The 12708-nt window shown below is 53.2% G+C and carries 10 protein-coding genes; 5 read left to right on the top strand and 5 right to left on the bottom strand.

The genetic code is table 11. From position 1 onward, the window contains the following. Nucleotides 1-68 precede the first annotated feature (68 nt). From HMPREF2804_RS04055 to HMPREF2804_RS04075, 5 genes are all read right to left on the bottom strand, one after another. Complete coding sequence (locus tag HMPREF2804_RS04055; protein ID WP_239661863.1) at nt 69-2501, bottom strand: restriction endonuclease; 2433 nt, start codon at nt 2499-2501, stop codon at nt 69-71. 163 nt (nt 2502-2664) lie between these two features. Further along, a complete protein-coding gene (locus HMPREF2804_RS04060; protein WP_070449177.1) occupies nt 2665-3711 on the bottom strand; it encodes a restriction endonuclease in 1047 nt (348 codons plus the stop codon). A gap of 165 nt (nt 3712-3876) precedes the next feature. Next, nucleotides 3877-4260, bottom strand: a complete 384-nt coding sequence (locus HMPREF2804_RS04065) for an acyl-CoA carboxylase subunit epsilon (RefSeq protein ID WP_070627376.1) — start codon at nt 4258-4260, stop codon at nt 3877-3879. Nucleotides 4261-4360: 100 nt separating this feature from the next. Beyond that, nucleotides 4361-5959 carry an acyl-CoA carboxylase subunit beta gene (locus HMPREF2804_RS04070; protein WP_070534864.1) on the bottom strand — a complete coding sequence of 533 codons (1599 nt, stop codon included), beginning with the start codon at nt 5957-5959 and terminating at the stop codon, nt 4361-4363. Between the two features lie 260 nt (nt 5960-6219). Beyond that, entirely contained in the window at nt 6220-6504 is a 285-nt protein-coding gene (locus tag HMPREF2804_RS04075) for a YciI family protein (protein ID WP_004006185.1), read from the bottom strand. A 158-nt stretch (nt 6505-6662) separates the two neighbouring features. Here HMPREF2804_RS04075 and HMPREF2804_RS04080 point away from each other — a divergent pair, with 158 nt between their 5' ends. The 5 genes from HMPREF2804_RS04080 (at nt 6663) to ligA (ending at nt 12663) form a co-directional block, all read left to right on the top strand. Then, the gene (locus HMPREF2804_RS04080; protein ID WP_083296676.1) at nt 6663-7649 is read left to right on the top strand and encodes a biotin--[acetyl-CoA-carboxylase] ligase; all 987 of its coding nucleotides are present in this window, start codon (nt 6663-6665) and stop codon (nt 7647-7649) included. Between the two features lie 2 nt (nt 7650-7651). Continuing rightward, nucleotides 7652-8143, top strand: coding sequence for a PH domain-containing protein (locus HMPREF2804_RS04085; RefSeq protein ID WP_070449166.1), 492 nt, complete (start codon nt 7652-7654; stop codon nt 8141-8143). Nucleotides 8144-8308: 165 nt separating this feature from the next. Next, complete coding sequence (locus tag HMPREF2804_RS04090) at nt 8309-9478, top strand: adenylate/guanylate cyclase domain-containing protein (RefSeq protein WP_048751560.1); 1170 nt, start codon at nt 8309-8311, stop codon at nt 9476-9478. Beyond that, nucleotides 9463-10383 carry a PP2C family protein-serine/threonine phosphatase gene (locus tag HMPREF2804_RS04095; protein WP_004006189.1) on the top strand — a complete coding sequence of 307 codons (921 nt, stop codon included), beginning with the start codon at nt 9463-9465 and terminating at the stop codon, nt 10381-10383. Before HMPREF2804_RS04090 ends, HMPREF2804_RS04095 begins: the two co-directional genes overlap by 16 nt. A gap of 129 nt (nt 10384-10512) precedes the next feature. Next, a complete protein-coding gene (gene ligA / locus HMPREF2804_RS04100) occupies nt 10513-12663 on the top strand; it encodes an NAD-dependent DNA ligase LigA (RefSeq protein WP_239661864.1) in 2151 nt (716 codons plus the stop codon). Nucleotides 12664-12708: the final 45 nt, after the last annotated feature.

Genomic DNA, 12708 nt, shown 5'->3' on the forward strand with positions numbered 1-12708 from the left:
ACGCCGCGACGGCGGCTGAGCAATCCTGAGATTATCAGCCACCGTCGCGTGAAGGGTACTTAAGATAATTACGATGCAGCGGAGTCAGAACCGCTGAAATACGCGTCATCGAGCTCTATCGTCCCGGGCACCCGACCGTCACGAATACCCAAACGATGGGCAATTAGACGGTTCATGAGCTCGTCGCCCGCGATAAGATCCACCAGAATATGCGGGTACTTGGTGGAGCATCGAATGTACTCATCGTATGCATCGTCACCGAAAGTTCCATCCGTGATAAACGCACCCAGTTGACCGCCCAATTGTTCCAGAGAGAGGTACAGGTTGGTAATATCCTGTACGCTGACCGCACCGTCGGCTGAACGCTGAGCCCGCACATAGAATGCGCGGTCGCGTTGCCCACCAGAGGGGTAAGCAATAACCTGAACACCCTGTGAAGCATCCGCACGTTCAGCCGTATATCCTCGTACCGAGAACAAGTCTGCCGCAATATCGGTGAAACGGTCCTTCGTCACCGCCTGCAGCTGGGGCTGAAGGAGAGCACGTTTGAAAACATCGCGGTAGCGCCTCTGCGCATCCTGCACGGCATTCCTTGCGGCTTCGACGGCGCTGAGAGCGTCCGAAGGTGCATCCGACGATTGCTCTACACCGGGTGTCTGAGACGGTACCGGCGCAGGTGCCTGGTAGGCGGGGGCAGGCTGGGTGAAAGACTGTGCAGAAGCGTAAGCTGCCGAAGAAATACCCGAACCACCCTGCGCCTGGGCAATGTTCTGCGGGGTCGCCTGAACGGGGGCACCATAGCCCGAGCGAGGACCCGACCCGTAATGCCCGCGCGAATTCTGGTAGGAATAGGAATCCTGAGAATGCTCTCGCTTCTCATACGGTTTACGGCCAGTATTGAGCGCAGCCGCAATATCCTCGGGAAGTTTGTGCCGAAGTGCCTGCTTCTGAAGCGGTACGATACGCGCGGCAACAGTCTCCGGAATACCGTTGGGGAAGCGATCCAAAAGTTCTATGGCGCTCTGCGTGAGTGTGTACCGTTCGGGATCCTTGCGAGAAAGCCTACCGCTCTGTCCACCGTGAACCTGCAGATAGCCTTCCTGCTTCAAAACCTGAACCGCAACCGCGTACCGGTTGCGCACGCGAGGAGTCGTATTGGAGCGATGCGGCGCTAAACGAGCCTGCAGATACGGCAAATCCAGCGTGTCCTCAACCTTCGCGAACAGGTCGTAGAAATTGATATCCGGGTTGTCACGCACCAAGGTCAGAATGTCGAAAAGCATATGATGCGGATGCGGAATCTGCTCCGCCGCCGCGGGATCGAGGAACGCGCGGCGCATCAACTCGTCAATCGAGCCGTCTTCTATGCTACTAAGAGCATCGACGTAGGCAGATCCCACCATGAAGACCTCTTGCTCGTCTTCATCTCCCTCTTCGAGGTAACGGTGCGCCAACAGTACATCATAAACATGTTCGCGTCCTTGAAAATACTCAGGAGAGTCTTCGTCTGCAAGCTGCTGAATCTCAGCATCCTGGGCAATAGCACGATCCACATCGGCCAGGGGCAGCTTCGCGTTCTCGCCTTTGGCGAGTACCGCATCCATGATGACGTGCCCCATACGAATGAGAAGTTTCTCATGGTGTTTAAGCTGATCCACCGTGAGCAAGGATACGGGAGCATCATCGAAAATATCGCTGAGTGCCTGGGCGGGCACCCCGTGCGGGAAACTGTACCGCAGATTCTTACCCTCGGTCGTGAGCGCATATGCGATCTTATCGTGGTGTTCCTTGGGGCGCAGGTAGCCTGCATCAAGAAGTCCACGCACAGATTCGGCGCATGATGTCTCAAAAAGCTGCTGTTCCAGTTGGGTGAGACCGTACCATCCCTGCACAAAGCCACATTCGCGCATCACAAGCTCACGAAGTTTACTCTCTGTAACGCTCAGATGCAGCGGAATAACCGATAGGGCAATAGGAGCAATATTGCGCACATTAATTTGAGCCAGCAGTCGCGGATAGTAATCCTGCATATAGAACAAATGCGTGCCAATAATGGGATAGAAAAGATCCTCTAGAATTTCACGCTGTTCGTCCTCAGAGCGCTGAAGAAAATCAAGCCCACGTTCGCTCAAAGAATAGAGCAAATTTCCCGGATGCAGATTACTGAGCGATACATCAAGATAATCATGATTTACGAATGCGACAATAATTTTGTCAATCGCATCACGAAATAACACGGATTTACCCACCGCAATATAGCGCTGGGTCATGGTGAAACCTATTTCAACCCCAACTGGAGTGTAAAGTTCGGGAAAAAGCAGTTTCTGTCCGTGCTCATGTGCTCGTTCAAATTGGCGTAAAAGCGCTAATGCCGCTCGAACCGCAATATCACGGCAATCATCGCGGTACTCCTCTGGAATATCATCCCAGGAAAGCGCTTTAAGAATGTTATCTACCGGTGTTTTCTCATGCCGAAGCATGTTCGTATTTACGATGGTCACAAGTACCCCTGTTGATATCTATATTTACTGTTCTACTAGTATAAACGGGAAAAAGGAATAAGTGTATTCATCCAAAAGGATGAATTATGGCAGGAAGGCGCGCAGAACTGCTGATCCAGCTTTGCGGTCTATTTATACAGGATTCTGCTGTCCTTCGAAGGTATCACCCATGAGAATCCTGCGGAATCCCGCGGGAGAAGTACTCTTCATCAATTCTGTAGGTGCATTCTCCCGGAGCATGAATAACCCCCACACGGTGCCGAATCATCAGTGAAACTAAACGGTCACGGTCAACCAGAGCAATGCGGTTGCCTCCGGGAAGGGCTTCCATTTGTTGCGGAACCTGCGCAGCAAATTCTCCACAGGTAACAAAAACGCCCTGTAACCCATTGTGTAAAAGAACTGCTCCAGCAAATTTTTGAATATCGCTGAGGGTTACTTTTGATGATCCACAATAATGTTTTGCTTGAACATAGATAGGCGGAAAACAAAGTTCTTTAGGATAATGTACAAGAACATCAATCCCGTGATCGTTAGGACCGCCTATAACTGCTGCATGAAAAGTCCCTAAAGAATTAAAGACATCTGCCACAATATATTCAAAATATGTTGGTGAAACAGCATAAATACGTTCGATAAGATCACCGGCAAAATCTGCCGCATATGCCGCCTGAGCCAAAATAAGATCGGGATGCGCATCCCGCAAAGACGCGCCGGAGCTCAACGGCGTGGTCATCGGGGTATATGAACTATGCTCGTGTTTATCTTCTGAAGCTGGGGTATCGGGAAAATCCGACGTGTCAGAACCCTTAGGAGCGCTTGCATAAAGCGGAGTAAACAGTTTTTGGAGCTCATATCGAGCGCTTTGGGGAATGACGCTGCCGCGGCGCCGAATCTGCGCCGTTAGAATGTCGGCACCGGAATCGCTGAGCAGATAGCGAGTTTTCGAGGTTGTGGTTTTGGGAACGACCAGCACATAGCCCAAGCGGGCCATCGCCTGGAGCGTCGCCTTGACCTGGTGCATAAAAGCATCGGATTTGAGATCCTGAAGTTCTTCTTTGGTGCCTAAAGCGTGTGTTTGTTCAGAGAGGGACTGCGATATATCCGCCACGGTGCGGGGGACTGCACGGCTAAGCCGCCGCAGAGCCGGCAGAAAAAGAATCTCAACGGCCTCAAGCGGCACAGCATAATTTTTGTATTCTTTAGACATACCTGAACCACCTTTCGGGCATTTTAGTGTGGTTCGCTATATATACCTAGTATATAGGGCATCTAAATATCTTCCAGAGAAGCGATACATATTTCTCTTTATATACATCGAGCCTCGTACGTTATAGCGCACGAGACTCGATATTTTGCCGCAGCGAAGGCAAGGTTACATCGGGCGAGCCCTACGCCACGATCCCGGACCGGGACGCAGCGAAGCCCCCAGCCGCTGACGCCGGTTAAGCAAACGAGAAGCCGCCGTCAGAATCGAATTGTGCTCCTGCTGAGTCTGCGAACTCTGATATGAAGCTACCAATACGGTGAGTGCGGCAATCTCCTCAACCGTCGGATTACCCTTGATAACACGCAGCAGAGGCTGCTTGGAAGATTGTGAATCATCCTGAATATCCGCAGGATCCACGGTATCAGCATGCGGGGCAGCCTCCGAAGCGCCGTTCTGCGGTAAAACCTGATCAGCGGACTCTTTGGGAGTCGTAGGAGCATCCTTCTTCTTCCCGAAAGAGAAATAATTCAGCGGATTGTAGCCTGCCACAGGCGCCTCCTGACAATAAATAACCGATAATATAATGCAGTATCTTGGTTCGAACTCCGGTCAGTACTGCATCACAATGTGAACTAAGAGCGGTCAAGAACTACAGCGGAATATTCCCATGCTTCTTCGCTGGCATAGCGGCACGTTTATCATGCAGCGCGCGAAGAGAAGAGATAATACGCACACGGGTCTCATGCGGAGCGATAACCTCATCCACATACCCCAACTCGGCGGCCTGGTACGGGTTCAGAATCTCTTCCTCATACTGCTCAATCAGCTCAGAACGGCGTTCCTCAATATCTTCGCCAGCCTCCGCAGCCGCGGCAAGATCACGACGATAAAGAATATTGACCGCACCCTGACCATTAAGCACACCCACCTGGGCGGTAGGCCACGCCATGTTAATATCGGCTCCCAGCGTTTTTGACCCCATCGCAATATATGCGCCACCAAAAGCCTTGCGGGTAATGATTGTAATGAGCGGTACAGTCGCCTCCGCATAGGCGTAGAGCAGTTTAGCACCGCGGCGAATAATACCGTTGAACTCCTGATCCGTACCCGGCAAGAATCCGGGAACGTCCACAAACGTCAAAATCGGAATATTGAAAGCATCGCAATTACGCACAAAACGCGCCGCCTTCTCAGCGGCGGCAATATCGAGACATCCCGCAAACTGCGTAGGTTGATTTGCCACAATACCCACCGTGCGACCCTCCACACGGGCATAACCAATCATGACATTCGGGGCAAATAACGCCTGAAGCTCAAAGAAATGCCCATCATCAACCACGGACTCGATCACATCGCGCATATCATAAGGCTGATTCGCAGAATCGGGGATGAGAGTATCAAGATCCAGATCATCCACCACGACCTCAAACTCCTGGTCATGATCCAACGGCAGCGACTCTGACAGGTTATTGGAGGGCAAGAATTCCAAAAGCTCCCGCACGAAATCGAAAGCGTCTTCTTCATCTTCGGCAAGGTAGGCACTCGTGCCAGTCATTGCATTATGCTGACGGGCGCCGCCCAAGGTTTCCATGTCAACCTGCTCACCGGTGACCGCCTTAATAACGTCCGGACCGGTGATAAACATATGCGAGGTCTTATCGACCATCACAATAAAATCAGTGAGCGCGGGGGAGTATGCGGCACCACCTGCGCAGGGGCCCATAATAATTGAAATCTGTGGAATAACACCCGAAGAACGCACATTCATCCGAAAAATATCGGCAAACAGCGCCAGAGAGGCCACCCCCTCCTGGATGCGAGCCCCGCCGCCATCGTTAATGCCGATCACCGGGCAGCCATTCTTGAGGGCAAACTTCTGCACCTTCACGATCTTCTCGCCGTTCACCTGCGAGAGCGAACCCCCGTACACCGTAAAATCTTGAGAATAGATAGCGACAAGACGCCCATCAATGGTGCCGTAGCCCGAAACTAAGCCGTCACCGAGGGGTTTTTTCTTGTCCATACCGAAAGCCGTGGTACGGTGGCGAGCTAAGGCATCAAACTCTACAAAAGAACCCTCATCGAGAATCATATCGATGCGCTCGCGTGCCGTATTCTTACCGCGTGCATGCTGTTTATCTATAGCGGCCTGCCCGCCGGGGGTAAGGGTCTGCTCGCGACGAGCATAAAAATCGGCGAGTTTACCGGCGGTCGTACTCAAGTCGTATTCCTGAGCGTTCTCAGACATGTATTCCTCGATTCGTGCGGCACGCATCATGCGTAGAGGGTTTTTATGACGTGCGGTGTCGATACGGATAGTAGGTTTTCTCAGGCTAGAAAAGCTACCCTATCAACTATAGTGTGCGGGGCGGTCATGGTGCCAGGTACCCGCGTATTTTCGTCATATGTGTTGCCTCAGATTCCTATGCTCCATCGGGATAAACCCGCCGGTTCGTTGCCTGGTGAGGGCACAAAGCGGCGGGTCGAAAACGGTGCTGAGGGGTAAAACTAGCGGATGCTGCCCAGAACCGGGTTCCACTCGCCGATAGTGTAGGACTCGACGGCACCGCCAATTTTCATGGGGTCGTTCTTGACGATGGTCTCGGCGGCATCAAAAGAATCAACTTGAGCGATTAGGAGAGCACCTACGGACACCGAGTCTTTCAGAAGCGGACCGGAAACTACGATCGTACCTTCCTGAACGCGTGTAGAGAGGTATTCACGGTGCGCCGGACGATGTGCATCCTGAAGGGCTGGGTCTCCGTAGACGTAAGAAATGACATAGTATGCCATGGCTGGTTCCTTTCCTGTGGTATTTACCGGTGGTTATCTGTCTCCAAGGGTACGCGCAGGGCGTAGACCCCAGTTACTCTACTATCTCACACCCGTATGAGAGCTCAGCATCACGAAGTACAGAGTGTACAAGGCTCCGAGCCACTATGATGGTACATATGTCGCTACCAGACCAGAGGCCTGCAATCCTTGATCCGTCCCGTATTCTTCCCGAAGCACGTGAGGCAGGGTACAGCTTCGTGCGCGTTTACGATGTTGTCGATACGACGAACACCGAAATTGTTCGGCGCCTTACACGCGGGGAACCGTGCGAACGTACCGAATTGGGGGAACTGTCGGTTTTTACCACCCTTTATATGACTGCCGGAAAAGGACGTATGGACCGCGCGTGGACAGCTCCTGCAGGTACTTGCTTAGCCACCAGCATTGTGGTGCGCCCTCATGCTGGTGTTGGGCAGCAGCTGCCGATTACAAGCTACCATTGGCTGACTATGCTTGCCGGGCTAAGCGTGCTTGATGTCTGGCGTGAGTTGGGGCTTGATGCCGCCTTGAAATGGCCCAATGATCTGGTCATTCAAGGTCGTAAGGCATGCGGTATTCTCGCCCTGCTTCTGAGCGAACCGGCTCAAGTACCGGAGGAGAAAGGGCAGATGAGTATTGTCGTGGGGATTGGGCAGAACCTGAATATGCGTGAAGACCAGGTGCCTGTACCGACCGCCACGAGCGCTCTTATCCAACGCGGTGAACCCGTTGATAACCATGTGGTTTTGAACCGTATGCTGACCATTTTTGCCCGTCGCTATCGTGAGTTTGTAAGTGTTGGGGGAGACCCCCAAAAAACTTTGTTGTGCGGACAGTCTCTGCTTGATCAGGCACGTGCCGCCACGGTGACACTGGGAGCCGAGGTATCGGTGCACCTTCCTGATGGACGCATCGTCACCGGGGCCGCAACCGATCTTGATGCTCAAGGGCGCATCCTAATCCGTGATACAACCGGTGCCGTGCAGGCCTATTCCGTAGGAGACATTGAACATTTGCGTCCGGCGGATGGAAGCTACGGTAATTTTTACCCTGCCCTCAGACAGGAAGATTCTCCAACGCCAACACCGTCTGAGATAACCCCTAATACTTCTGCAAAGGCATAAGCATGAAACTGCGTGGCAAACTCTACCCCGGCGAACAGACCATTGTCCTAACGAGGGCTCATCCCGGCGCTCTTGTGGGAGCCTTTGTCTACCTGCTGGTGGCCTTTACCTCAGCAAGTTTTGCCTCGACCGCACGATCATCGGGGCTGCTCTTCTGGGCGGGCAGTGTGGTAGCTGTGGTTACCGCTCTGGTGGCTCTTCGTAAGATATGGCGCTGGTCTGTCACACGGTACGCTATCACCACGCATCGCATCATGATTATTAAGGGCCTGATGCGCCGTAAGGCTGACATATCCTTGCTGCTTGACGGCATGGGAAATCGTTGGGTTTCGCAGAGTAGCCTGGGCGCTTGGATGGGGTACGGATCTTTCCATGTTGATTATGCAGGAGGGTTTCGGCACCAGCTTATGCACCTTCCAAACCCCGAACGGTTCCGGAATATTGTCGAGCATGCCTGGCAGGACTACTATCCGTTACGTGTTAGTTATGTTTAGGGTCTAGCGGGCGAGATTTTTGCCTGGTAAGGGTAGAATAATGTGGGCAAGCATACTTTTTATGTCTGCCCGGAAGAGCACACGGGTATTCTTAATGTGAAATATTGCACCCGAATACAGTGTGTTGCATATATCCAGGGGACAAGGAAGGAGAACTCAACGCCTATGACTCATGAGAGCCTATCTGGCGATAGCGTTGAGGCTACCCCGTATAAGAATCCCCGAACGTTGGGCCCCGAAACCCAGATGTTGAATCTGCGTATTCTGCAGAACCTAGCGCAAAACAATATTTACCGTGACGAAACCTCAAAAGAAGGCGTGCGCGTGCTTGAACGCGCCCTGCTGGGAGAGGGTCGCCGATATAAACCTCGAGAAGCCGCTGCTGCCGCGCAGATGAGCCTTGAAGATGCTCGTCGGATCTGGCGCAATATGGGTTTTCCTGATATTCACGCTGCCGATCCCCATTTCACGGAACTCGACGTCAATATGCTCGAAGACCTGGAGAATCTCAACCGAACGAATCTTGTTGCGGAAGAGAGCATTGTCTCTTTGACACGGTCCGTAGGGCAGCTGACCGATCGCATTGTGGCGTGGCAGATTGAAACGCTGGTGCACGACATTATGGATCGTGATGGTGTAGACGATGCGCAGGCACGCCGTCAGCTTCTTTTCCGTCTTGCAGATCTCATGCCGGTTCTCGAAGAACTCGCGCTCTACGCTTATCGTCGTCAAATGTATACGGGTGTTCTTCGTCTCGCTCTGCGCGAGAATAAAAAGCTGGGGTCGGAGCCAGCTCAGCTTCCCCTCGTGCGGGGTGTAGGTTTCGTTGATTTGGTGTCGTATACCTCCCTGGTTCGTAACCTGAGTGCCCCCGAATTAGCGCGTCTTATCAACCGTTTTGAGCAAAGCTGTCTCGATATTATTGCTCCGAGTGGCGGGCGCATCATTAAGACTCTAGGCGATGAAGTTTTCTTCCTCACGGAGGCTCCCGAGGCTATCGCCGAGATCAGTCTGAAACTGGCGGAGCAAATCGGAAAAGACCCTGAACTGCCAGAAGTGCGTGTAGCATTTATTTGGGGCGAGGTCCTGGCGAATCGTGGAGATGTTTATGGTTCGAGCGTAAACCTTGCTTCACGGCTGGTATCTCTCGCGGAACCCGGTTCTGTGCTGACCGACAGCGAGACCGCCGAAACGCTCAAAGAGTATGGCGACCGCTTTACTCTGACGTACCAAGGCACACGCAACGTGCGTAGCTTTGGTAATGTAGACCCTGTGGCGGTTACGCCCGGCGCTAGTTACATAACGGAGAACGATACATCATGGCAACTCCCTTGAACCTGACCCTGCGCACCGGTGGTGCGACTCATCGTGGGGCTCATCGTGACAACAACGAGGACTCGATGGCTGTAGCGGGGTCTCTATGCGTGGTGGCCGACGGTATGGGTGGTCACGAAGCGGGAGAGGTCGCATCGCGGTTGTGTGTACGTCAGCTGGCGTATTCGCATTTTTTTACTCGACCCGGCGGTATGAGCGAAGAAGAACAAGAAAACTACCGCCAGCGTGTCGAAAAGATTAAACAGGACTACCAAGATAAAAATTCAAAGCAGCGCCATCGTCGTTTAACAAATGAACTGAACCATGAAATTGTGCGTGCCCTTGATCGCACACGTGAGATTTTGGGTGAAACGAACGACAGTATTAAAGATGCGCTTTCGCGTTCAGGCGGTACCACCGTAACCGGCGCGTGGCTTACCAATATAGGTCAGCAGTACCTGTGGGTTGTCTTTAATATTGGCGATTCTCGTACATACCGGTTGATGCGTGAAGACGATGGTATTCACCACGCTGAAATGGAACGCCTGCCGGGCAACGAGGGCAATGTATCTCTTGAGCAGGTCACTACTGATCACTCTGAGGTTCAATATCTGGTGGATGAAGGGCAGATTACTCAGCTTGAAGCCCTAACGCACCCGCGCAGAAATGTGATTACCCGTGCACTAGGTACAGGTAATTTTTGGGAACCCGATTTTTGGGTGCTTCCCGCACGAGCGGGTGACCGTCTTATGCTCTGCTCGGACGGTCTTTCTGGCGAGCTTTCCCATGAATATATGGCGCGTGTTCTTACTTCTATACGTCACCCGCAAGATGCCGCCGATGTGCTACAGCATGAGGCGCTGCGCTCGGGCGGTCGCGATAATATTACCGTGATTGTTGCTGACGCCATAGAAGCGCAAGACTAGTCTTTCCCTGTGACATTAACCGGCGCATCGGGGAAAGTGAACGGTTAGACTAGTGGGGTGACTGAAAATCTTGCTGAAACTCCCGCATCCCTTGACCGTGCCCTCAAGGCGCTAGATTCGAGCGCTGAGCTGACCGATACTATTCGCGCCGAATATGCTGAGCTGACCGATACTATTCGCGCCGCCCGGCATGACTACTATCAGGAAGATGCCCCGACTCTCTCGGATGCCGAATACGATAGGCTCTACCGCAGGCTTGAGCAGATTGAGGCACAATATCCCGCGTTGATTGCTAACGATTCGCCTACCCAAGAGGTAGGTGGAGAAGTCAGCGAGGCTTTTTCGCCGGTAACCCATCTGGTACGCATGTACTCCCTTGAGGATGTTTTTTCTCTTGAGGAGCTTCGGACATGGCTAACAAAGGCCGAGGAAAATACCCGTCTTCTCACCGGCACCGCACCGCAGTGGCTTACGGAGCTGAAGATTGATGGTCTTGCGGTCAATCTGCTGTATCGTAACGGTGTGTTGGTGCGTGCGGCTACTCGTGGTGATGGCACTACGGGTGAGGATGTAACCCATAATGTGCGCACTATAGCCTCGATCCCGCAGAAATTAGCGGGGGAGAACCATCCGGCGGAGCTTGAAGTACGCGGCGAGGTTTTCATTTCATCGGCAGATTTCAAGAAACTTAACGAAAAAATGGTGTCTGAGGGGAAGAACCCGTTTGCTAACCCCCGAAACGCTGCGGCTGGATCCCTGCGTCAGAAAGACCCTGCCGTGACCGCTGAACGCCCTCTGAGCATGTATGTTCACGGCGTGGGCTCGCGGACCGGGCTAGACGTAAACTCCCAGTACCAAACCTACGAGCAATTGGCCGCTTGGGGGCTTCCCACCAGTCCATACAGCAAACTTTTTACTTCAGTCGATGATATTCTTCGGTATATTGCCGAGTACGGTGAAAAGCGCCATTCTTTGGTGCACGAGATCGACGGCATTGTCATCAAGGTCAATGACTTTGTAGCGCAGACTCAACTGGGGTATACATCGCGAGTGCCGCGCTGGGCTGTAGCGTATAAATACCCGCCCGAAGAGGTTAATACCAAGCTTCTTGATATTCGCGTGGATGTTGGGCGTACCGGCCGCGTGACTCCCTATGGTGTGATGGAACCCGTGCTTGTCTCGGGCTCTACCGTTGAACGCGCAACCTTACATAATCAGGATGTGGTGAAGGCTAAGGGTGTGCTTATCGGAGACACAGTGGTTCTTCGTAAGGCTGGCGACGTGATTCCCGAGATCGTGGGGCCTGTGGTTGCTCTTCGTAACGGTCATGAACGCGAGTTCGTTATGCCCACCGAGTGCCCTTCCTGCGGTACGACGTTGGCTCCCGGTAAAGAGGGCGACGTCGATATGCGCTGCCCCAATTACCGTTCCTGCCCGGCGCAGCTGACCGAGCGCATCTACTACGCCGCGTCGCGGGGTGCTTTCGATATTGAAGCACTCGGCTTTGAGGCGGCTAAGGCGTTGACAGCTCCCGCCGAGCCTGAGCAGCCTCCGCTCACGAGTGAGGCGTTCCTCTTCGATCTCACCGCCGAAGATCTACGCGATGTGAAAATTCGCCGCGAGAAGAAGGTCAAGGGGGTGGGTACCGGCAAGTTTGAGCTTGTTCCGTACTTCTATACGAAGCCCACGAAAGCAAAGCCAGACCCTGTTCCTACGAAGAACACACAAAATCTCTTCGTAGAGCTTGAGAAAGCAAAATCGCAGCCTCTCTGGCGCGTGCTTGTAGCCTTATCGATTCGCCATGTGGGGCCAACCGCGGCGCGAGCCCTTGCCACCGAATTTGGCTCTATGGATGCGATCGCCCAGGCTGACCGGGATAGGTTAGCGGCTGTTGATGGTGTGGGCGGCGTTATCGCCGATTCGATTATCGAATGGTTTGCAACGGATTGGCATCGCGAAGTTCTTGCCCGTTGGGCGGATGCCGGTGTGCGTATGGAAGATGAGCGTGACGCGTCAATAGAACGCACGCTCGAAGGCGTGACCGTGGTTGTGACCGGAACCCTTGTGAACTATAGCCGCGATAGTGCGAAGGAAGCGATTATCGTGCGGGGCGGGCGCGCCTCCGGGTCTGTGTCTAAGAAGACCCATTTTGTGGTTGCTGGAGCCTCTGCGGGGTCAAAACTCGATAAGGCCGAGGCCCTGGGAATTCCGGTTCTTGATGAAGACGGGTTTACGAAACTTTTGGCCCACGGGCCCGATGCGCTAGCACCGGGGGAGTAGGACTCTTACTCCGAGTTATCTACCAAATAACGGCGAAAGGTTACG

Origin of the sequence: Rothia sp. HMSC065G12, assembly GCF_001811455.1 — a bacterium.
GTDB lineage: Bacteria > Actinomycetota > Actinomycetes > Actinomycetales > Micrococcaceae > Rothia > Rothia dentocariosa.

Bases quoted from the DNA above. Each gene is read 5' to 3' on its own strand.
- HMPREF2804_RS04095 (WP_004006189.1), top strand. From the start codon at position 9,463: ATGGCAACTCCCTTGAACCTGACCCTGCGCACCGGTGGTGCGACTCAT.
- HMPREF2804_RS04090 (WP_048751560.1), top strand. From the start codon at position 8,309: ATGACTCATGAGAGCCTATCTGGCGATAGCGTTGAGGCTACCCCGTAT.
- HMPREF2804_RS04080 (WP_083296676.1), top strand. From the start codon at position 6,663: ATGTCGCTACCAGACCAGAGGCCTGCAATCCTTGATCCGTCCCGTATT.
- HMPREF2804_RS04075 (WP_004006185.1), bottom strand. From the start codon at position 6,504: ATGGCATACTATGTCATTTCTTACGTCTACGGAGACCCAGCCCTTCAG.
- HMPREF2804_RS04060 (WP_070449177.1), bottom strand. From the start codon at position 3,711: ATGTCTAAAGAATACAAAAATTATGCTGTGCCGCTTGAGGCCGTTGAG.
- HMPREF2804_RS04085 (WP_070449166.1), top strand. From the start codon at position 7,652: ATGAAACTGCGTGGCAAACTCTACCCCGGCGAACAGACCATTGTCCTA.
- HMPREF2804_RS04070 (WP_070534864.1), bottom strand. From the start codon at position 5,959: ATGTCTGAGAACGCTCAGGAATACGACTTGAGTACGACCGCCGGTAAA.